Origin of the sequence: Anaerocolumna sp. AGMB13020 (assembly GCF_033100115.1) — a bacterium.
Lineage (GTDB): Bacteria > Bacillota > Clostridia > Lachnospirales > Lachnospiraceae > Anaerocolumna.
The window spans coordinates 4,302,089-4,323,493 of sequence record NZ_CP136910.1; the positions used below are offsets into that span (position 1 = coordinate 4,302,089).

Genomic DNA, 21,405 nt, shown 5'->3' on the forward strand with positions numbered 1-21,405 from the left:
CTGTGAAATCACCTGATTATAGTGTAGACCTTTTTTTGCAATTTATTTCATAATTATTGAGCCACTTTTTTTGTTTGTATTGACAGAAAGTTAACAATAGGTAACAATAAAGATAAGATTACGGATAGTCAGTGAAGATTTATAGGTAGGATTGATATTGCATTAGATTTATTCGTGGGCGAAAGCACACAGATGGGAGTGCTATGAAGCGGGAAGAATTTTCTTTTCAGGCAATGGATGGGATCCGTATCCATGGATATCGTATTAGTCCGGAGGCTTCTGTAGAGATAAAAGGAATTGTACAGATAGCTCATGGAATGGCAGAAACAGCACAAAGGTATGAGCGTTTTGCAAATACTCTTGCGGAGCATGGGTATAAGGTGTATATTCATGACCACAGAGGGCATGGTAAAACCGCGGGAAGTGTGGAAGAGCTTGGACATCTTGCGGAAAAGGAGGGTTTTCGATGGCTGGTTTATGACATGCATCAGCTAAGTGTAATTATAAGTAAGCATCACCCTTCTTTGCCATTGTTCTTATTTGGGCACAGCATGGGTTCCTTTGCGGCACAAAAATACTCCATGCAGTACGGAAAAGAATTGAAAGGCCTCATATTATCCGGTTCAAACGGTAATCAAGGGTTTGTGTTAAATGCCGGAATCCTGATAGCCTCTCTGGAAGCAAGGAAAAAGGGAAGAAGAGCAAAAAGTGAGAGGATGAACAGCCTTCTGTTTGGCAATTTTAATAAATTGTTCAGTCCTAATCGGACGGAGTTTGACTGGCTGAGCAGGGATGAGGCAGAAGTGGATAAATATGTGGCAGATCCTTTTTGCGGTACAGTATTTACCTGTGGTTTTTATTATGATTTCTTAAAAGGCCTTAAGGACATAGAAAAAAGGAAGAACAGAAAGAAAATGCCTTCGGAACTTCCTTTGCTTCTGATTGCCGGAGACAGAGACCCTGTTGGGAAGTGCGGTAAGGGGGTTACAAGCTTAAGTAAGCTCTATAAGAGAGTTGGGGTGAAGGATATAACCTTAAAGCTTTATAACGAAGCCAGACATGAGCTGTTGAACGAAAGTAACCGGGAGGAAGTTACGGAAGAGATACTTACATGGCTGGATAAACATATATATTTAGTGTGAATGCTTGGAATCAGAATTCACATACGGATTTATACCTGTGGCGCATCTGCAAGGAGGTGCGATATAGAATGGAGGTGTGCCTCCTGGCTTTTCTCTAATTGACTGCCTGAAAGAAATACTATTGATATGTGTGCTAAAACAACAATTTGTATATGAAGCACATAAGATTGGTTATATATCTTTCAGCGGTGTTTTAAGGAAAGCCAGGAGGCTCTTATCATATCATTGTTGAAATTGCAAAAGTCTATGCAATAGGAGATTATTGAATAAATATTCGGTTTAATAAGTACAGCTTATTGAAATAAGGTCGAATTATCACTTTTAATAACAGTATTACTGTGTTATAATACTGTAAAAATACCAACGGAGGTAGTGAGATGTATTCATTTGAAGAAGTTTTGGGCTATGACCCTGAGCTTGCTGAGGCTATAACCAAGGAAATTGGAAGACAGGAAGATCACATTGAACTGATAGCGTCTGAGAATTTCGTTAGTAAAGCAGTAATGGCAGCAATGGGAAGTCCACTTACGAATAAATATGCAGAAGGTTATCCCGGCAAAAGATATTATGGTGGCTGTGAATTTGTTGATATTGCTGAGAATCTTGCCATAGAACGTGCAAAACAGTTATTTGGCTGTACTTATGCCAATGTTCAGCCTCATTCCGGTGCGCAGGCTAATATGGCAGTATTTTTTGCCCTTGTGAAACCCGGTGATACCATTATGGGTATGAACCTCGCTCATGGCGGACATTTAACCCATGGCAGCCCGGTGAATATGTCCGGCAGCTACTTTAATATCGTTCCTTATGGTGTAAATGATGAAGGCTTCATAGATTACGAAGAGTTGGAGAAAATCGCTCTTTCCGTTAAGCCGAAACTAATCGTGGCCGGAGCCAGTGCTTATGCCAGAAAGATTGATTTCAGGCGTTTCAGGGAAATTGCAGATGCTGCAGGAGCTCTCCTGATGGTAGATATGGCCCACATTGCAGGTCTGGTAGCAGCAGGACTTCATGAATCCCCCATTCCTTATGCTCATGTTACAACCACTACCACCCACAAGACTCTCAGAGGTCCCAGAGGCGGTATGATTCTCTCAAGTATTGAATTTGCAGAGGAATATAAACTTAATAAATCAGTATTTCCCGGAATTCAGGGAGGTCCTTTGATGCATGTAATTGCAGCGAAAGCAGTTTGCTTTAAAGAAGCTCTTGACCCTGCCTTTAAATCCTATGCTGCAAATATCATTGAAAATGCACAAGCTCTCTCAAAAGGTCTGACAGACAGAGGTTTTCAAATTGTATCCGGCGGAACGGACAACCATCTCATGTTAGTGGATCTTCAGAATAAGGGAGTTACCGGTAAGGAAGCTGAAAAGCTTTTAGATGCTGCGAATATTACCTGCAATAAAAATACCATTCCCAATGATCCTGCCTCACCTTTTGTAACCAGCGGTATCCGTCTTGGAACACCGGCTGTTACTACAAGAGGTATGATTGCGGCAGATATGGAGGTTATTGCAGAAGCCATCAGCTTATTGATTGCAGATGTAGATAAGAATAAAGTGCAGGCTATGGAACTTGTAAAGACGCTGACTGACAGATATCCGCTGTATAAATAGGATTATTTTATAGGGCAGTATGTCGGGGAATTGGTGGGAATTGGCTGCTTTATATTAGTTGAAGGTCGGGTTTTGGCAAGAGGGACGGCAAATTGTACAAGCCAGAAAAAACTCATGTTTCGATTACAAGGTATAAGAAGTCCTAATTCTCTGGATATTTTATGCTTGACATATTAGAAAACAGATAACTCGCTGCGCTCAAACAATCTGCTTTCTAATATAGCATAAAACATCCAGAGAAAAGGACTTCTAATACCTTTCCATAGGCACATTCGTTCTTTCTGGCTTGTACAATTAGCCTGAAATCTTTTACTTAAGCTGAAGGAGCTTTTATAACCATTCTTCCGAATTTGCTGCCATATAGCGAAGGGCCTCTACAAACTTGCCAACATGAAAACCATCACAAACTGCATGGTGACATTGTATTGCAAGGGGCATGAGGGTTTTCCCGTGCTCGTTTCTATATCTGCCAATAGTGAAAATGGGCAGGAGATAGGCTTCACCCGAAAAGACATTCAGATTGAAGGCAGTAAAATCCAGCCAAGGGACACTGGAAATGTTAAAAACAGCCGGGGGAATATTTTTCTGAGGAAAAAGTACACCAGTCGTATACTGAGCCATGTCATCCAGGCATGCTTCATAAAACTTATGAAAGCTCTTATTATATTGGGTCCACACAGCAGAAAATGTCTCTGTTTTCGTATTTAGAACCGTATACATTGGATTAACTATGTCCCAATACCCTAAATGATTTTGCTCATTTATTGTCATTCTGAACTCAGAAAATTGATTAGCTACTGTTGACAGCATATATATTTGTGCCGGATAACTTTTTAATTCCCTTGCTTTTAATCTGGTTAGCAAGTCAGAAACATCAATATCAATTGTGAGACTATAGGAACAACGAACGTTGTTGATGTAATGCTCATAATGTTCCTTTCTTACCCATTGTTTCATATCTATTTCAATAAATTTCATCTTATTTGCCTCCTAAAATTATAATATAAGTTTAGAAGGCAGCATTGCTTGTTTTCACCATATTGATTCACCACCTTATGTTATTCTAATTTCCAGTTGTAAAAATACGGCAGTATAAAACTGCCAAAATAAATTTTAACGTTCCCATATCATGAAGTATTCTTTTTCACCAGTGTTTTCGTCAATCTTCTCACTCTGAATTTTAAAATTACCGCTCTGGTAGAATTTCAATGCTCGTATATTCTTTTGATATACGCTCAGGGATAATTGGTTTTTAATCGTTTTAACAAAGTCTAGCAATTGTTTGCCGATACCACAAGATTGTGCATCCCTGCAAACAAATATTCCTGCGATATAACTATCGCTCATTCCAATAAAACCTTGTATTTTACCAGTGTTTTCATCTTCATAAACATATACTTCCGATTGTGGAAACATTTCTTTCACTGTTTCTAAATTATCTTCCCAGTATTTTTTTTCAATGAAGTTGTGAGCACTAATATTGGTATTCAACCAAATTTCTGCAATTCTATCTGTATCTGTTTCCTGTAATAATCGAATCAAAACGAATCTCCTTGTATATATTCTTAATTTATTTATTATAGCAGATAGCAGACAATAAAGAAACACCAGTATATTTATTATATTCCGAACAGGCTGGAATCTAGCCGCACCGAAATGCATCGTTGGACAGGGTATCCCAGAGAACGATAAAAGAACAGGCGAAGCTTATCTTTATTATAAAAATATTTCGTTAAAATTCCTCAAATGATGGATTTAAAACATAATCTGGGAATGTTGTTTCAATGGTAAATTCAGTTACTGGAACATTGTAATCAACTTCTTCAATACTAACATTATCAACCCAGGCTTGTCCTCCTCCCTGCAATAGCATACTTTTGGGATTATTATTAACAGGTATCGAGCCAGGTAATGAATTAATAAAGGATATAGATTGAATTTATATGAATACCAATCACTTGTTTATACCTGTAGAATGAAATTAACCTGGTAAATAGATTGAATCTATGTGCCAGGTTAAAGCATAATACCCCAAAATGTCAGCGTTTTATCTAACATTTTGGGGTATCCTTTAAAACGATAATGTTTGTATTTGGTTCTGAGCTTGCGACGGAAAATGATAACCTCTTTATTTGCGGTGTATCTATCTGTCAAATTTTCTTACAAAACAGACACCCACTGCTCCGGGACCGGTATAGGTTCCAATGGTAACACCTATCTGAAACATAGGGTATGTAATCTTTCTGCCTATGAGATTCTCCAGTTGAGATTGTACAGCTTTGGTATCTTCCGCAGTTGTGGCATTGGCCAGGCAGAAATCGTAATCTTCATAGTGAGCATTATTCTCGTTAAAATATTCCTCTGTCATATTAAGTATTCGGTCCAGAGATTTCTTGCGGCCTCTTACATTGGAATAAGGAATCAGTTCCGCATCCCTTAATTGAATCATAGGTTTGATGTTTAACATAGTACCTGCCAGCGAAGCTGCTTTTCCAATTCGTCCGCCTTTCGCAAGATATTCAAGGGTATCCACAGTAAACATGATCCTTGCGGAGGATTTAATCTCTTCCAGACGTTTCACTGTATCAGTTAATGAATAGCCCGCTTCTTTCAGATATGCTGCCTGCATTAAAAGGATTCCCTGACCGCCGGTAGCCTGAATGGAATCCACCACCTGTATATCAGCCTCCGGATACTTCTCAAGGGTAAGCTCTCTGGCATTAACGGCTGACTGATAAGAACCGCTGAACTTCTGAGTCAGGCAAAGACAGAGTATATCATTTCCGTTTAAAATTTCTTTTTCAAAGGCATGGCAGTAATCCATAACAGAAGGAAGAGAAGTTTTAGGAAAGATTTTATCACGGGACAGCCTTTGGTAGAATTCTTCGTTGCTGATTTCCACATTTTCTTTAAAATAACGTTCTAAATCAAAAGTCACATAAAATGGAATTAATGTTATATGATGCAGATTCAGCAGTTCTATGGGAGTATCACAGGAAGAATCGCTGAATATATGATAGCTGGCCATATATTTCTCCTTAAAAGTAATTAATAGAATTATTATAACGAAAGTCAGGTGAAAAGTACAGTGTAAGAATATTAATAATTTTACCGCATTTGGAGAATATAAGAGTAGTGTATTGTTTGACACTTATTTTCATCAATAAATCAAGCTTTACACAAATGCATTAATAGAGTTGTTTGTTACATGCAGTGGTTACTAAATAAGCAGAAGATTATAATTAAAATTTTTCATTAAGTATAATATATGACTGGATAAGGAAAATGAACTTCAGCTTATAGGAACAAAACAAGAGCAATAACAGGATTAAATGCGAATAAATGAAAATCGAATTCGTTCGCATCCTGGATTATGGAAAAACCACATCTTATAACAGGTGCGGTATGCAATGGGAGTTTGTGATGAAAAAAACAACAAACATTATTATAACTTTAGTATGCCTTACTCTTATGGTTCATAATCTCAGTAATGCTATACCATTTATTAGCAACAGCTACTTCGGGGTGCAGGCAGCATATGCAAAAGCAGAGGACGGACTTCCGTTAATATATGACAGCACTTCCGTAGATTACATGTCATATATTCCGGAATTGGAATGCAGCAGTGAGGTACAGGAAGCACTGGCTATCAGTAATCCAGATATCACAATAGATGCTGAGGCAGCTATATTAATTGATGCAAACAGCGGAGCTATCCTATATCATAAAAATGCTACAACCCCAATCTTTCCGGCTAGTACGGCAAAGGTTCTGACAGCGCTGGTTGCTCTTGAATGGTGTAAGCAAAGTGAAATGGTCAAGGTAGGAAAAGAAGTCAGCATGATACCCTATGATTCTTCCAGAGCAGGATTAAGATCTGGTGACAAGTTAAAGGTCTACAATCTGTTGGAAGCCATGCTGATCCCTTCCGGTAATGATGCTGCTTATGCCATTGCAGTATATGTAGGAAGGAAAGCACTGAAAGATAAAACCGCAGGTGAAATGAAAGCAATCAAGAAATTTACGGAACTTATGAATGAAAAAGCAGAGAAGCTCGGAGCTTACAACTCCTGTTTCATTTCGCCGGATGGATATGATGCCATCGGACAGTATTCAACCGCATATGACATGGCGCTAATCGGACTACAGGCACTAAAAAGTAAGACGATAATGAAGATTACAAAAGAAAGAACCTCAACGATTACCATGCAAAACGGAAGAACCTTGTCCTTATGGAATACCAATGCACTCATTAATAAAGACAGCATGTGGTATGATTCTCATGTTATCGGGCTTAAGACAGGTACCACCAGTATAGCAGGACGGTGTCTTATTTCAGCTGCCGGAGAAGGTAACGCAAAGGTATTATCAGTAGTCATGCATTCCTCCAGTGCCGGAAGGTGGCAGGATTCCCTGAAGCTTCTGGAATACGGAAGAAAGAAAATCAGTTAAACGGCCGGATGGTGGTGTATAATAAGGGACTGCAGCAATGGAGTATTGCGGCTGGTCCCTTATTATATATAGTGGTAAAAGGGAGTTGGTTTCAGTGGGACGGCAATTTACACACAAAACAGAAAGTCCATTGCTTCAATTCCAAGGTATAAGAAGTCCTAATTCTCTGAAGCTTTTGTGCTTGGCATAAGGTAAAACAGATAACTCGCTGCGCTCAGACAATCTGTTTTACCTTATAGCACAAAAGCTTCAGAGAAAAGGACTTCTTATACCTTTCCATAGGCGCATTGGTCTTTCTTTTTGTGTAAATTGCCTGCTAATTGAAAGAAGAGTGATTTTTCTATATGCTGAGAGCTATAGCACTGATGATTCTGCTATCGTGCTTCCGTATTTGATAAAACTATAATATAATAAAAATAGTAACTTTTTTGGGATTTATGCTCTTATAAAAAAGAGATTATGGGAACCATAGACCAAATTAATTTTATGTTGTCTGATGATGGAGAATATTTCTTTCATTATAATATATTACCCATGTCAGAATTGCTTATGGCACAAGTTTTCTCAGTTACCCTGTTTTGAAGCAGCTTAATCTTTAGCGCACTAAAATACTATTACCTAATAAATTTTTACAGGTATATTCACTTATATATATCAATATTTATTTATTGATATTGGGGTCAAAAGTCATTTTATATATAACCGAGAGTGAACTGGACTAATAAAGTATTTCAAGAAGCTCTACCACAACCTCTTTTGATTAAATTCAAATTTATCTGTTCGGATACGTGGCCTAAATGATGTCTTTCCCTATACCCAGATGGGTTTGCCTTCCCTTTAGCAATTTTCTGTTGAAGAGTACCTAATAACACTTAAATAGCAGCAGCTGTGACTAGGTAAAATAATACCACTGTCTTAGTTCTCAGTTGTACATAACGATACCTGTCCAGCGAGTTTGGAATTATTTTACCTGCCAGGAACAGGTGCTGCTATTTTAGTGGAATTTGGTACTCTGAACAAGAAAAGGGCTAAAGGGAAGGCAAACTCCTCGTCCGCTCCCAAAGACCAACCAGCTCGCCATATGCACCCCTTCTCCCCATTTTTCCTTTCCATCAAGTTGCAAATATGTTATGATAAAGGGACGGAATTTCATTTCCAAAACCAATTGCCGCATTTCAAAGGTATAGCGGCAGTTACTGATACCGATAGAAAGTTGGAGCAATATGTCTAAGAATTTATATATTTCAGAGAAACCCAGTGTAGCCCAGGAATTCGCCAAAGCCCTGAAGGAAGACTTTAAAAAGAGAGACGGCTATATGGAATCGGATAAATCGCTGGTAACCTGGTGTGTGGGTCACCTGGTTACAATGAGTTATCCCGAAAGCTATGACGCTTCACTGAAACGCTGGAGTCTGGAGACACTGCCCTTTATGCCAAAAGCTTACCGCTATGAGGTCATACCGGCTGTGGCAAAACAGTTCGCCGTAGTAAAAGGGCTGTTAAACCGTCAGGATGTTGACTGTATCTATGTCTGTACTGACTCCGGACGTGAAGGAGAATACATATACCGATTGGTAGACCAGCTGGCAGAAGTTCCGGTAAATAAAGAAAAACGAAGAGTGTGGATTGATTCTCAGACAGAGGATGAGATCTTAAGGGGAATCCGAGAAGCGAAGCCTCTTAGTGCTTATAATAACCTGTCAGCTTCTGCTTATTTAAGGGCCAAAGAGGATTATCTGATGGGGATTAATTTCTCCAGAGTCCTGACTTTAAAATATGGGCAGAGTGTATCTAATTATTTGCAGGGGGAAAAACGTGCGGCTATTTCGGTGGGCAGGGTTATGACCTGTGTTCTCGGCATGGTCGTAAGAAGAGAAAGAGAGATCAGGGAATTTGTTAAAACACCTTTTTACAGGGTTTTGATTACTCTTGAAACCTCAGGAAAGACCTTTGACGGTGAATTTCGTGCAGTAGAAGGTTCTAAATATTTTAACTCCTCCTTATTATATAAAGAGAACGGTTTCAGAGAAAAAGAAAGTGCCGTTAAGCTGATTGAAGAACTGCTTGATAGAACACCTGCCTTAGAGGAACGTCAGGAGAATAATAAATCGATTTTTACAGATACCATATCGGAAGAAGAAACAGTAAATGCGGAAATAACCTCCATTGAGAAAAAGAAAGAGAATAAAAATGCACCGCTGCTCTATAATCTGGCAGAGCTTCAGAATGATTGCGCCAGGATGTTTAAGATCAGTCCGGATGAAACCCTTAAGATTACCCAGGAGCTGTATGAAAAGAAGCTGGTTACTTATCCAAGAACCGATGCCAGAGTTCTGTCTACAGCAGTTGCAAAGGAAATCCATAAGAATATTGGTGGCCTTAGAAATTATGCTATGGTAAGGGAATATGCAGCCGAGATTCTTGAAAAAGGAAGCTTTAAAAATATTGCAAAAACCAGATATGTAAATGATAAACAGATTACGGACCATTATGCCATCATCCCCACAGGCCAGGGCTATCAGGCACTGAATTCCCTGAACCCTACTGCCGGAAAGGTCTATGAGATAATTGCCAGAAGATTCTTAAGTATCTTTTTTCCGCCTGCGGTTTATCAGAAGATAAGCCTTACCACCAAACAGAAACAGGAAAGCTTCTTTTCAAGCTTTAAGGTCTTACTGGAGGAAGGGTATCTTAAGGTGGCGGCCAATTCCTTTGATAAGAGAAAAGAGCAGCAGGCCGACGCTAGTCAAGGGAAGAATGAGAAAGAGGACAGTGAAGATTCGGATTATGGTGCTGACTTCATGGAGGCAGTAAAAAATCTTAAGAAAGGTATGCTTCTGCCGGTAAAAGCCATGACCATAAGAGAGGGTGAAACCGCACCGCCCAAAAGATATAATTCCGGTTCTATGATTCTTGCAATGGAAAATGCAGGTCAGTTAATAGAAGATGAAGAATTAAGAGCCCAGATCAAAGGCAGTGGCATCGGTACCAGTGCAACCAGAGCGGAAATCCTTAATAAGCTTGTTAAAATTGATTATCTTGCATTGAATAAAAAGACGCAGATCATAACACCCAGTCTTTTAGGAGAAATGATTTATGATGTTGTAAATTCCTCCATAAAATCTCTCCTTAATGCAGAGCTTACTGCCAGCTGGGAGAAGGGTCTAACGATGGTTTCCGGGGGAGAGATTTCCGAAGAAGAATATATGGGTAAATTAGAAGGATTTGTAGCCCGAATGACCAATGGAGTAAAAGGGTTATCGAACCAGTATGGCCTGAAACAATACTTTGATGAGGTATCCGTTTTTTATAAAAGCAAAAAATAAAAATAAGATAACCAGGTCTTTGAAATCCGAGTGTATTTTATAAAATGTGACTGAGCGTCTAAGTCCCCAAGCGATGAGAAAGGAATGGAATTAATATGTGGGAAGAACTTACCATTGAAAAGAACTATGATTTAACACAGACAATTGCAGCTGATATCTTTGCAGGAGCTACCTATCCCTGGGAAGTACTGTCTGCTATCGGCAGTTTTATCAAGAAGCTGGGAGAACAGCTGGATAGTGATGTATATAAAAGAATCGGTGAAGATGTGTGGATTGCAAAATCTGCTTCAGTAGCACCTACAGCCTATATCGGAGGACCAGCTATTATCGGAAAAGAGGCTGAAATCAGACATGGTGCTTATATCAGAGGTAATGCAATCGTAGGTGAAGGTGCGGTGGTCGGGAATTCCACTGAACTTAAGAATGTAATCCTTTTTAACAAGGTACAGGTGCCGCATTATAATTATGTGGGAGATTCTGTTCTGGGATATAAAGCTCATATGGGGGCAGGAGCAATTACCTCTAATGTTAAATCTGATAAGACACTGGTTACCATCAGCAAGCAGGGCGAAAAACTTGAGACAGGTCTTAAGAAAATGGGAGCGATGCTTGGTGACAATGTTGAGATTGGCTGCAACAGTGTTCTTAACCCAGGTACGGTAATCGGCAAGGGGTCCCATGTGTATCCTTTGTCCATGGTCAGAGGTTTTGTTCCGGCAGGAGCTATTTATAAAAAGCAAGGTGAAGTGGCTAAGCTAAATGAATAAATTAGATGTGTCAAGACATTGTCCTTTCTGATTGCACCACACTGAAGCATACTACGGTAAGATTTTGGATATTCAGCACCAGAAAACCGCAAAATTAAGTTTTGCGGTTTCTTGCTGTCTGCCTCCAAAACGCAACCTCCAGCCTGGAAAATATAGTTATAAACCTCATACTAAGAATGATAATGAATGAGTTTTGAATGCTCTATAGTTAATTATTTTTCCAGTCAAGGAGAGTTTCCAGTGTGTTTACAAAAACTGAAAGCCCCTCTTTGTCCTGTTCATCAAAACGTCCCAGCGATGGACTGTCAATATCAAGTACACCTACTATGCTGCCTTTATAATGAAGCGGTATTACGATTTCTGAACGGGAAGCACTGTCACAGGCAATATGTCCGGGAAATTCATGAACGTCGTAAATCAGCTGAGTTTCATCCTTTAGAACGGCTGTTCCGCATACACCTCGGCCAATTGCTATATGTACGCAGGCCGTCTTTCCCTGAAAAGGACCAAGAAGTAGTTCGCCCCTTTTCATCAGGTAGAACCCTGACCAGTTAATGTCTGTTAACGCAGCCATTAAAAGGGCTGATGCATTGGCAAGACCAGGTATTACATCCGGTTCATTATCAAGCAGAGCTTTTAACTGTGCGTTCACAAGCTCATATAATTCTTTTTTATCCTTTGGATAGTCGTTGGTTAATTCAACCATAAAACCCTCATTTCTGAATAAACACAGACGGTTTATTCTGCTATTTTTATAAGTTATCTTTTGATGTGCAAGCTTTTTGATGTGTAAGCTTTTTGGTGCGCAAGCTTTTTGATGTGTAAGCTTTTTGATGTGTAAGCTTTTTGGTGCGCAAGCTTTTTGATGTGTAAGCTTTTGATGTACAAGCTTTATAAGCTTAATAAGAAACAAGCTTATAAGCATGAGCTTTTGTTGTGTTAGTTTCTGCTGTGTTCAGTAGCTTTAAGGTGCATTTGCTGCTTGCATTTTCTGTAATAAAGAAGATTTGATACAGTCAATAGTTTTCAATACACCTTAATGAATAATATTTGCAGTACTTTGTTTGGTTATAAATAAAGTTTTATATGTATTAAAATAATAAATTGGGATAACTTAATAAAGTATATCCCAATTTACTACATGTTTCAACTGGTTGATTTAACGAAAACTATTACCTTCTGTAAGGTTGGATACATACTGTTTCATTTCTGATTTGGAACGGACACTGTGGGTTCCGTCAATAACCTGTTGTTTGCCTGTATTATCAAGTGAAGCAAAATAATTCATGGCATTCAGATTCTGTGCCAGAGCCATTCCAAGACCTAGAGGTATTTCGGGTCCATCTGTATAGTTTAGTTCCATAGTAATTACCATGCCTTTCTGACAGCCTGCAATTATCGGCAGTTTTCCAAACTTGATTTGCATAGGTACTTTATTAGTATCTCGAGAATCAGAAAGATTTATGCCGTATGTTTCATTCCGGTAGCTTTCATTTTCTTCCATTTATAAAATCCATAAATTACAATAGTTAATGAGGCTAACATGGACAGAATATTTGTTAATAGGCCGGGAATCAGAGTAAGGAGCAGAGGATATGAGAAAATCATTTCCAGAGACGTATGAATTAAGACAGCACCGCACAGGTACAGGATTATCAGGTAGCGTTTCATCAGATTCATAAATAGCCGGCAGCTTAGCAATAATATTGGAAGACTAAGCAGTAAACCCAATGAAATAATTCGTATATTTCCGTCTGCAGCTCCTGCGATGGCTAGTATGTTGTCAAAGCTTAAAGAAAGGCTTATAAAAGTAATTTTAAGAATTGCTTTTGAAAGTTTCAGATCCTGATTCAGCGTATATTCGCCTTCCTCTTTCTTTAGGTCTTCTTTTTCAGGTTTAAGCATGTCATAGGTGATCTTCATAAGCAGAAAACCTCCAAAAGGCTGAATGGGCAGCCATTTGACTTCCATTATAACACTGATCAAAGAGGTAAAGAGGATTGAGAATAGCAAGGATAATGTAAAGCCGGATAAATAAGCCTTCTTACGGTTATCACTGTTTAATTTCTCAGAGACAAAGGCTATAACACTAATATTATCAAAGCTTAAAATAATATTAAGCAGTGCTATGTGCAGAATATCTAACATCGTGACGATGAAAGCAGACATAAATAGAGCCTCCCTTTCGCTAATTTTTTCAAGTCCTTTTATAGTATTCAGGAAAGAGGAGTAGGTTACAAAAGATATTTTATTGCTTGTTAGAAGACATAAATTAAGACTGTACCGCGGCTTTGTTGTATCATACAAACACAGAGACAACAAAAGTTCTCGTTACAGTCTTTTATTTCATAAATCAAATTTTATTGTAATGAAATGCCGCATGGCATTATAAATTCTAAAGTACAGGTTTCTCCTGGCAATCAGGACATATACCGTATATTTCAAGGTTGTGTCCGGTTATGGTGTAACCTGTATTAACGGAAAGGTTATTTTCAATAGGCTCAAGAGGGCAGATATCGATATTAACCTTTTTATTGCATTTGGTACAGATAAGGGAATGCCTGTGGGTATGGTTGTTAATTTCAAAATAGGTCTTGCCGTCTTGATACAGAGTCTTGATTACGATGTCTTTTTCGGCTAGTGTATTCAAAGCTCTGTAAATGGTGGAGATATTTATCTTCAGATCCTTTGAGGCTAATTCTGCAATTTCCTCCACAGTCAGAGCAGTTTGCGCAGATTCCAGCACAGAAAGGATAAGGTTTCTTTTCTTTGTCTGCTTTAAATCGGCGGATTTTAGTATATTGCTGTTCACAATGCACCTCTCCTTTTATCTTTGTTTAATTTGTTTCATTAATAGGTTGTGTAAATTCGTACTTTTAGTAAAATCATAGTTTACTACGTTGAAAATGTCAAGCATTATCAGGAAATAGGGGGAATAGTAGTGAGGTAATGGAGAGGCTGTGGCTACATTGTTTCAGTTTTATTTGATAATTCAATTAATTTTGATAACGCTGCTTCATTCTTTTGATTAGCAATACACTGATTATAGCATTGTTTACCTTTAATTTCTCCATCTGAAATGTTTGTATTTTATCAATTAAGTGGTTTATTGTCCTTATTTTATTGACAAGGGAATATAATGATTGTATAGTTAAAGCGAATGTGTTGCATTTGCGTTTGTGACTGGAACTAGATTTACTTTTTCTTTGTATATGCTTCTCTTGTGTATATTAGCAATCCTATAACAATGTATATGTATTACAAAGGAATAATGATTATTGAATTCTATGTTTTTTATATGTCTGGAAAAATTTATATACATAATAAAAGTGAAATAACTTGATAGTACAAAAAAGTGGTACAGGATGATTAAGTTCAGAGTAAAGGAGTTTGTATGCCGGTTAAAATTGATATTTTCTCAGGGTTTTTAGGAGCAGGTAAGACTACCTTGATTAAGAAGCTTTTGGAGGAAGCCTTAACAGGGGAGAAGATTGCTCTGATAGAGAATGAGTTTGGAGCTGTTGGTATTGATGGAAGAATCATGCGAGATTATGATCTGCAGATTACGGAGTTAAATGCAGGCTGTATTTGCTGCAGTATTGCCGGTGATTTTACCGGAGGGCTTAAGGAAGTACTAACCCGTTATAAACCTGACAGGATCCTTATTGAGCCCTCCGGTGTCAGTAAGCTGTCAGATGTGATCAAAGGCTGTTCACCGTTTTTTAAGGAGGGAACAGCGGTGCTTAATATTTGTCTGACGGTTATTGATGTTACGAAATATAAAATGTATGTTAAGAACTTTTCGGAATTCTATAAAGATCAGCTTACCAGTGCAGGAACGATTATTTTCAGCAGAACAGCAAAGGCTGACAGGGAGAAGATTGATGCTATTACTGCTGAGATCAGGAAGGCAAATAAATTAGCCGGTATTATTACAACGGACTGGGAACGCCTTGAGGGTAAGGCAATCCTAATGCTTGCAGAAGAGGGCAGCAGTGCTATTTTTGAAAGAGAACCTCAGAAGTCCAGAGCCGTAAAAGGTTTAAGTTCTCCCAGAATCTCTAGTGCCAATGCCGGATATATTATATCCGGCCATAATGCAGAGGATGTTTTTTCTGTCTGGGGCCATGAGACTTCACAAATCTTTAAAAAGAATAAGCTCTCGGAGATGTTATATAGACTTGACCGTCTGGGTATGGAGATTGTACGTGCCAAAGGAATTGTTGAGACGGAGGATGAAAAGTGGGTGCAATTTGACTATGTTCCAGGTGAAGTAACTATCAATGACAGTGATCCCGATTATATAGGAAGATTCAATGTAATTGGTAGTAAATTGGATCAAGAGAAACTAAGCCGATTATTTAATGTAACTAATTAAGAGAATTATCCCGCGGGAGGTTTATCAGTATATCTCCTGAAGGGAAATTGGGAAAGAGGATTTTAGTTTATGGCAATTGATATTGATGTGGTTTCCGGCTTCCTGGAAAGCGGTAAGACCACCTTCATTAATGAATTGATTACCGGTAACACCTTTGAAGAGTATGAGAATATCGGGTTACTAGTCTGTGAAGAGGGTGAAATTGAATACGATGAGAAACTCCTGAAAGAGAAAAATATTAGTCTGATAGTCATAGAAGAACCCTCCAGGTTAACAGGGGATTATCTGCTTGAACTTACCAGTAAGAAAAATTTGGATTACATCATCATAGAATATAATGGAACCTGGAATATTCAGACACTTCTGGATATGAAGTTAAAAGGTGGCTTGAAGCTTAGAAATGTACTTTTTATCAGTGAAGCAGATAAATTCAACAGCTATTATCACAATATGGCAGGGTTATTGCAGCCCCATATGATGAACAGTGATTATGTGGTAATAAATCGTCATGATTCCTTAAGTAAGGAGGAGCGAAAGAACATCCAAAATAATGTGAAGAGAGTCAATAAAGGTACCGGTACGGTTTTTCTTAACAACATTCAGGAGGATGCCCGCTTGCTTCGTATCTTTACGCCTTTTGAGAATTATAAGAAGACCGTAACACCTGGTATGCTGCTTCTTATGGTGGTTCTTGGTATTCTCTGTTTTCTGCCCACAGCTTCTCTCTCAGTGGTTTATGATAATATACAAAAAGTGTCACTATCCTTTCTAAGTATTTTAATTCAGGCGATTCCTTTTATATTGTTAGGTGCTTTCCTGTCCTCCTTTTTACAGTTAGTTATACCAACTGGTTGGATAATCAGACAGATCTCCGGCAATACTGTAAAATCTTTTGGCGTAGCGGCACTGGCAGGTTTTTTCTTTCCTGTCTGCGATTGCGGACTGGCGCCGCTTATAACAGGACTGCTTAAGAAAGGGACACCGCTGCCTCAGGTAATAACCTTCTGGCTGGCTTCTGCTGCAGTTAATCCGGTGGTTTTATTATCTGTTATGTATGCATTTCCAGAGAATAAGCTCATAATACTGATACGAATCCTTGCTGGTGTATTTGTTGCCCTGGTTATAGGAATTATTCTAAAACTCCTTGATATTAAGAATAGTGATGTTGTTAAGACTGATAGCAGTCTAACCGGTATGGGAATCGATATGATTTATGACAGCAACAACAGGGGGTTAAGAAAAGCCTCTGCGGTGCTAAAGGGAGCACAGATTGAATTCTTTCGAGTATTTCAATACGTAATCATAGGTGCCTTGGTATCTTCCGTCAGCCTTACCTTTGTACCTCAGGTAATCAAGTCTCTGATCAGCGGAAACATATTGATACAGTTTGTAATTATGTTCATAGCTGCTGCTTTTATGTCTACCTGCTCCACTACAAATGCGTTTATCGGAAGAAGTTTTTATGGGCAGTTCACCCTTCCGGCAGTATTGTCCTTTATGACCTTAGGGCCAATGCTGGATTTTAAGAATATCATTATTCTGTCGGAAGCTCTGACAAAGAAATTTTTAGTACAGCTATGTCTGCTAATGGCAGTAGTAGGCTTTCTAGCCTATTCCTTGATAAATATTATTCTGTAAGAAACATTTGGTATATTTATGGAATTTGAGGGTGCAGCTTAGCACAGTCAGGAGGTTGAATGAAAGGCAATAGAAATATTGATAATATCTGCAAAATTGTGATTCTCTTGTCACTTACCGGATTGCTTCTTTACGAACTGATCTCAGGTAAGATATATTATTATGTCCATCCCAGGTATTTGCCGGGATTATGGTTATCAGTGGTAGTGTTGTTGGTTTTTGCCATCAGTCTTTTATGGGAGAAAAAGAAGGGACGCCATAATTCCTCTGTCTCACAGTATGGATTATACGCAGTTCCCATAGTACTGGCATTACTCTTTCCTGTTATACAGGGGGGAAACGGTAATATTGCCATTGCGCAGAGCAGTATTGGACGAGATTCAAATAATAGCATAGATGCCGGACAAGAGCTGTCAGAAGAAAAGGACATCAGTTCAGATACGGATGTGACCCTGACAGATCCAAATGATACAGAAGAAGGTACCGACAGTTTTGGAAATACAGAAATACCAGAACCTGTGGAACCAGAAGATAAATCACAAAAATATGCGGTTAAGTCCGAAAATGGAGCAATTCTTATAAGTAATGAAGAATACGCTGCCTGGTATTATGATCTTTACGATTATCTGGACGACTTTAAAGGTAAGCGGTATCAGTTTACAGCACAGGTGTTTCCTTTGGAAGGACTTAAGGCGAATCAGTTCCTGGCAGGCAGATATATTATGACCTGTTGTGCGGTGGATTTAACCGGATATGGTCTGATAAGCGAAAGTGACCTTGCCGATGGTCTTAAGGAAAATGAATGGCTGACGGTTACCGGTACCATTGGGGAATATGAATATAATGGTATGAAGGTGCCTTATCTTACTGATATAGAGATGGAAAAAGCCGCTGCACCGAAGGAAGAGTATGTATATTACTACTATTATTGATTAAGTTATTAAGAGCCTATACCCTTTATTATACTGGGTCTAGGCTCTTAGTCTATTTGTTTTGATTCTGGTTTGATGCTAAGGTGTTTAAGTTCTCTGCTACCTCACCGTGTTTACTAGGGTATAGGCAAGAGTAAGTATTAAGTGTTGTTTCAACTTTCTCATGTCCAAGCCGTTCGGCTATCAGCAGCGGAGAAAAGCCCATTTCAATTAGAAATGATGCGTGAGAGTATCTCAACTCCTGTATCTTGCTTGGAGTGATAGCAACTGCACTACTTCCCTCACTGATTTCTTTCTATAGAAACTCTCAGCTTTAAGATATTCAATACTATTGGCCTTTTTGCAGGAGGGGCTGTCAATCTGAAAAAATTTACTACAAAATTCATTAATATGTAAGTATAGTATGTAGTTTTTTGATAGGTAAGAGCATAGCCCAAACCAATAATTTTATTCAAACTTTCATTTTCATTGAAGTTTTTTAGTACTAAAAAGCACGGTTTCAGTAAACGAAGTTTTTATAGAAAGTATATAAATATTTCAGAAACCTCTAAAAAGATATTAAAAACAAAAATAAATGTCATATTGTTTCTGTAAGTAAAAAACATAAATGAAATAAAAATGAAATAAAAGCTTAAACAAAGTTATGATATATAAAACGCAGATAACAAATATCGTGACTTAGAGTAATGTGAATGAGATATTAATTCTCCTAAAAATAAGGAGAAATAACATAAAATCAATCATGCAAATTGAAAGGGGATAAAAAATGGCAGGAACCATTAGAATTACACCGGAAGAACTAAGAGAAGCAGCGAATTTTATCAAACAGAAACAGGATGAAATGACAGCAGATGCAAATGCATTGAATGCAAAAATCAATGAAATTGCAGCGAATTGGGAAGGTGCTGCTCAATCTGCATTTATCAGCGGCTTTACTTATGACTTATGGCCGGTTCTGGACAAGACGATGCCTCAGATACTTACTGGAATTCAAACGCAGTTAACGGAAACTGCAACTACGTTAGAGGAGACAGATAAGGCAATCGCTGACAGGCTGAAATTATAAGAATATAGTTGTAAAGAGGCTGTAGCAGGAAGGGGATGGCAACAAAAATCCTTTCCTACTGCAGCTTTTTTCAAAATTTACAATAAGACTGTATATGCTTGGACAAAGCAAAATGAAATAGAGTGGATAATAACTAAATAGGAGGTATAAGATGTATTACTGGGATTCGGTTGGTGATTTTTTTTATGCAGCGGAAACTGAACGAAAAAGAGAGGAATGCAGACAGGGATGCAGACAGGGATGCAGAGAGGAATACAGTAAATTACTCAAATATCTAAATAAGAAGATTCCCAAAGAGGAAGAACTCTATAACAAATTAAAAACAGGCTGTGATATGGTGTTTAAGATAATGAAAGGGATCGAAAAGAAGGAAATCCTGGTTGGGGAGTTCGTTAAAATGTATGATAATAAATTTAGTATCTGCCAGATGGATAATACAAATTTATTGGCATTGGAGCGGGGGGTGGCAAAATGGTAAGACAACTGGGAAGAGAAATAATTGACAAATACACCTGGCTGGAGAGAGCAAATATTACCATGGGTTATTCCACGAACCTCCTCTTTGATTTCGTTGATCTGGATGATCTGTGCAAGGATATCGAAGGCGAACTGGACTCCCAATCCCTGGGAGCAGGCTTTTCTTCCCAAGGGCAGCGGATCGATGAGTTCGTGGAACATAGAAGTGCGTTGTTAAACTATACCAGTGATGTCTTATATGATATTGATGAATATCTGGAAAATCCACTTTATAAAGGGTTTAATAATGCCGTGGATCTGATGGCTGCCATTGATATGAGAGATGCAAAAACAGATAATACAATAGGGCTACAGGAACATACAAGTATGTATGTAGGTGCTGGAATGTATGATGAGGTTGGGGGAGATATGCTCTCTCTTAATCTGGAGGATTTTATAGGCAGCCGTAATAAGAATAAAAGTCTCACTAATTATCAGAAAGTAGATGATTTTGCGGATTTATTTGCAAAAGACTATGAAAATATGGTAAATAATGATAAAATAGACCCAAGTAAAAAGACTTTGCAGGAGTATCTGGACAGCCTGGTATTAAAAGAATTCGCCCATAAAAAGGACTCCCCCTTCTGGATGGAACTATTAGAATCGTTAAGCGAGATTACTGTCGTTATTCCCATGATTGAGGCAGCAACGGGTAAAACCCTTATAACAGGAGATTATCTGACGGGTGATGAACAAGCTTTTAAGGTAGTATCAGGGGTAGTAAGCCTGGCGACCTTAGGATATGGAGCGTATGGAGCGATAGTCACGAAAGGCGGGGGAGCAGCTTTCGGTAAAATTTTTGCTGCGGATATACTGGCTGAGGCAGTGTCAGGGTCAACCGTAATTGTTTGTGATAAGGCAGGAGTGCCTTCTACTGTGACGGTCGCTTTGGCGATTTTTTTAGGATCTACTACAGGAGTCATTGCGGATAAAGCATTGCTTAAAAATATACCATCGCTTAAAAACGGAATTGAGATTGATGATACTGTAAAATACAAAAAATATTGGGATGATGTTGCTAATGGGAAGTATGATATACCTTACGGAATGACATCTGAGGAATATGCTCAGTATTTGAAAGGTCTGGATAAGGTTGATAACGCTATTAAAGGGTCAGATGATGTAATTAAGGGTGGCAGTACATCTGTTCAACATGCTGTTGGAAGTGCTAATCAAGCGCAAAGTGTTTTAGATGGGATTAATCCAAAATATTTTAATACTGAGAGCAGATTTGGTAAAGGATTCTACGTTGGTGGAGATGGTAAAACAATAGTTGCAGAACTAGCAGAACATGGAAATAAAGCAAATTACGCAATTAGTTACGATATGAATTTGTCAGGACAGAAGGTGCTAGATTTAACGAATCCGCAAGTATCATCGCAATGGGATTATATACCCAAACTTACATCTACGGATGCTTGTAAAGAAATAGGCACATTAGCTAGAAACCAAGGATATGATGCAATAATATTTCAATCATATCGAGGTGATGGCATAAATTATGTTATTTATAATAATTTTGATGATATTTTAATTCCTAGAATAGTAACACCAATAGATTAGCGAGGA

Annotated in this window: 19 protein-coding genes; 11 read left to right on the forward strand and 8 right to left on the reverse strand. The window is 38.4% G+C overall.

Annotated features, from left to right (window positions below; translation table 11 throughout):
* The first annotated feature begins 203 nt into the window (after window positions 1–203).
* Together R2R35_RS17815 and glyA are read left to right on the forward strand one after the other, a co-directional pair.
* Window positions 204–1,142, forward strand: a complete 939-nt coding sequence (locus R2R35_RS17815; RefSeq protein ID WP_317731182.1) for an alpha/beta hydrolase — start codon at window positions 204–206, stop codon at window positions 1,140–1,142.
* Between the two features lie 377 nt (window positions 1,143–1,519).
* The gene (gene glyA, locus R2R35_RS17820) at window positions 1,520–2,761 is read left to right on the forward strand and encodes a serine hydroxymethyltransferase (RefSeq protein ID WP_317731183.1); all 1,242 of its coding nucleotides are present in this window, start codon (window positions 1,520–1,522) and stop codon (window positions 2,759–2,761) included.
* Between the two features lie 330 nt (window positions 2,762–3,091).
* Here glyA and catA read toward each other — a convergent pair whose 3' ends face one another.
* The 4 genes from catA to R2R35_RS17840 all read right to left on the reverse strand — a co-directional run bounded on the left by catA (window position 3,092) and on the right by R2R35_RS17840 (window position 5,789).
* Window positions 3,092–3,739 (reverse strand): type A chloramphenicol O-acetyltransferase, encoded by a 648-nt coding sequence (gene catA, locus R2R35_RS17825; protein WP_317731184.1) that lies wholly within the window; start codon window positions 3,737–3,739, stop codon window positions 3,092–3,094.
* 135 nt (window positions 3,740–3,874) lie between these two features.
* Entirely contained in the window at window positions 3,875–4,303 is a 429-nt protein-coding gene (locus R2R35_RS17830) for a GNAT family N-acetyltransferase (protein WP_317731185.1), read from the reverse strand.
* A gap of 190 nt (window positions 4,304–4,493) precedes the next feature.
* On the reverse strand, window positions 4,494–4,628 hold the full coding sequence (locus R2R35_RS17835) for a hypothetical protein (protein ID WP_317731186.1): 135 nt from the start codon (window positions 4,626–4,628) through the stop codon (window positions 4,494–4,496).
* A gap of 276 nt (window positions 4,629–4,904) precedes the next feature.
* The gene (locus R2R35_RS17840; RefSeq protein WP_317731187.1) at window positions 4,905–5,789 is read right to left on the reverse strand and encodes a DegV family protein; all 885 of its coding nucleotides are present in this window, start codon (window positions 5,787–5,789) and stop codon (window positions 4,905–4,907) included.
* Window positions 5,790–6,184: 395 nt separating this feature from the next.
* On the opposite strand from R2R35_RS17840, the gene R2R35_RS17845 reads away from it, so the two are divergent.
* From R2R35_RS17845 to R2R35_RS17855, 3 genes are all read left to right on the forward strand, one after another.
* Entirely contained in the window at window positions 6,185–7,213 is a 1,029-nt protein-coding gene (locus R2R35_RS17845) for a D-alanyl-D-alanine carboxypeptidase family protein (protein WP_317731188.1), read from the forward strand.
* Window positions 7,214–8,436: 1,223 nt separating this feature from the next.
* On the forward strand, window positions 8,437–10,539 hold the full coding sequence (locus R2R35_RS17850) for a DNA topoisomerase (RefSeq protein ID WP_317731189.1): 2,103 nt from the start codon (window positions 8,437–8,439) through the stop codon (window positions 10,537–10,539).
* Window positions 10,540–10,634: 95 nt separating this feature from the next.
* Window positions 10,635–11,306 carry an acyltransferase gene (locus R2R35_RS17855; RefSeq protein ID WP_317731190.1) on the forward strand — a complete coding sequence of 224 codons (672 nt, stop codon included), beginning with the start codon at window positions 10,635–10,637 and terminating at the stop codon, window positions 11,304–11,306.
* A gap of 208 nt (window positions 11,307–11,514) precedes the next feature.
* Here R2R35_RS17855 and R2R35_RS17860 read toward each other — a convergent pair whose 3' ends face one another.
* From R2R35_RS17860 to R2R35_RS17875, 4 genes are all read right to left on the reverse strand, one after another.
* Window positions 11,515–12,012 carry a GAF domain-containing protein gene (locus tag R2R35_RS17860; protein ID WP_317731191.1) on the reverse strand — a complete coding sequence of 166 codons (498 nt, stop codon included), beginning with the start codon at window positions 12,010–12,012 and terminating at the stop codon, window positions 11,515–11,517.
* A gap of 453 nt (window positions 12,013–12,465) precedes the next feature.
* Entirely contained in the window at window positions 12,466–12,810 is a 345-nt protein-coding gene (locus tag R2R35_RS17865; protein ID WP_317731192.1) for a hypothetical protein, read from the reverse strand.
* Window positions 12,768–13,475 (reverse strand): YjbE family putative metal transport protein, encoded by a 708-nt coding sequence (locus tag R2R35_RS17870; RefSeq protein WP_317731193.1) that lies wholly within the window; start codon window positions 13,473–13,475, stop codon window positions 12,768–12,770. Before R2R35_RS17870 ends, R2R35_RS17865 begins: the two co-directional genes overlap by 43 nt.
* Window positions 13,476–13,701: 226 nt before the next feature.
* Entirely contained in the window at window positions 13,702–14,118 is a 417-nt protein-coding gene (locus tag R2R35_RS17875) for a Fur family transcriptional regulator (protein ID WP_317731194.1), read from the reverse strand.
* A gap of 582 nt (window positions 14,119–14,700) precedes the next feature.
* Here R2R35_RS17875 and R2R35_RS17880 point away from each other — a divergent pair.
* The 6 genes from R2R35_RS17880 to R2R35_RS17910 all read left to right on the forward strand — a co-directional run bounded on the left by R2R35_RS17880 (window position 14,701) and on the right by R2R35_RS17910 (window position 21,399).
* Window positions 14,701–15,684, forward strand: coding sequence for a GTP-binding protein (locus R2R35_RS17880; RefSeq protein ID WP_317731195.1), 984 nt, complete (start codon window positions 14,701–14,703; stop codon window positions 15,682–15,684).
* A gap of 69 nt (window positions 15,685–15,753) precedes the next feature.
* Window positions 15,754–17,322, forward strand: a complete 1,569-nt coding sequence (locus R2R35_RS17885) for a permease (RefSeq protein WP_317731196.1) — start codon at window positions 15,754–15,756, stop codon at window positions 17,320–17,322.
* Window positions 17,323–17,381: 59 nt separating this feature from the next.
* Window positions 17,382–18,254, forward strand: a complete 873-nt coding sequence (locus R2R35_RS17890; RefSeq protein WP_317731197.1) for a TIGR03943 family putative permease subunit — start codon at window positions 17,382–17,384, stop codon at window positions 18,252–18,254.
* Window positions 18,255–19,020: 766 nt separating this feature from the next.
* Window positions 19,021–19,320 (forward strand): WXG100 family type VII secretion target, encoded by a 300-nt coding sequence (locus tag R2R35_RS17900; RefSeq protein WP_317731198.1) that lies wholly within the window; start codon window positions 19,021–19,023, stop codon window positions 19,318–19,320.
* Between the two features lie 151 nt (window positions 19,321–19,471).
* A complete protein-coding gene (locus R2R35_RS17905; protein WP_317731199.1) occupies window positions 19,472–19,798 on the forward strand; it encodes a hypothetical protein in 327 nt (108 codons plus the stop codon).
* A complete protein-coding gene (locus tag R2R35_RS17910) occupies window positions 19,792–21,399 on the forward strand; it encodes a pre-toxin TG domain-containing protein (protein ID WP_317731200.1) in 1,608 nt (535 codons plus the stop codon). The genes R2R35_RS17905 and R2R35_RS17910 overlap by 7 nt, the downstream gene beginning before the upstream one ends.
* Window positions 21,400–21,405: the final 6 nt, after the last annotated feature.

Coding starts and splice junctions, on each gene's coding strand:
- R2R35_RS17815 (WP_317731182.1), top strand. CDS start 204: ATGAAGCGGGAAGAATTTTCTTTTCAGGCAATGGATGGGATCCGTATC.
- glyA (WP_317731183.1), top strand. CDS start 1,520: ATGTATTCATTTGAAGAAGTTTTGGGCTATGACCCTGAGCTTGCTGAG.
- catA (WP_317731184.1), bottom strand. CDS start 3,739: ATGAAATTTATTGAAATAGATATGAAACAATGGGTAAGAAAGGAACAT.
- R2R35_RS17840 (WP_317731187.1), bottom strand. CDS start 5,789: ATGGCCAGCTATCATATATTCAGCGATTCTTCCTGTGATACTCCCATA.
- R2R35_RS17845 (WP_317731188.1), top strand. CDS start 6,185: ATGAAAAAAACAACAAACATTATTATAACTTTAGTATGCCTTACTCTT.
- R2R35_RS17850 (WP_317731189.1), top strand. CDS start 8,437: ATGTCTAAGAATTTATATATTTCAGAGAAACCCAGTGTAGCCCAGGAA.
- R2R35_RS17855 (WP_317731190.1), top strand. CDS start 10,635: ATGTGGGAAGAACTTACCATTGAAAAGAACTATGATTTAACACAGACA.
- R2R35_RS17860 (WP_317731191.1), bottom strand. CDS start 12,012: ATGGTTGAATTAACCAACGACTATCCAAAGGATAAAAAAGAATTATAT.
- R2R35_RS17865 (WP_317731192.1), bottom strand. CDS start 12,810: ATGGAAGAAAATGAAAGCTACCGGAATGAAACATACGGCATAAATCTT.
- R2R35_RS17870 (WP_317731193.1), bottom strand. CDS start 13,475: ATGTCTGCTTTCATCGTCACGATGTTAGATATTCTGCACATAGCACTG.
- R2R35_RS17880 (WP_317731195.1), top strand. CDS start 14,701: ATGCCGGTTAAAATTGATATTTTCTCAGGGTTTTTAGGAGCAGGTAAG.
- R2R35_RS17885 (WP_317731196.1), top strand. CDS start 15,754: ATGGCAATTGATATTGATGTGGTTTCCGGCTTCCTGGAAAGCGGTAAG.
- R2R35_RS17890 (WP_317731197.1), top strand. CDS start 17,382: ATGAAAGGCAATAGAAATATTGATAATATCTGCAAAATTGTGATTCTC.
- R2R35_RS17900 (WP_317731198.1), top strand. CDS start 19,021: ATGGCAGGAACCATTAGAATTACACCGGAAGAACTAAGAGAAGCAGCG.
- R2R35_RS17905 (WP_317731199.1), top strand. CDS start 19,472: ATGTATTACTGGGATTCGGTTGGTGATTTTTTTTATGCAGCGGAAACT.
- R2R35_RS17910 (WP_317731200.1), top strand. CDS start 19,792: ATGGTAAGACAACTGGGAAGAGAAATAATTGACAAATACACCTGGCTG.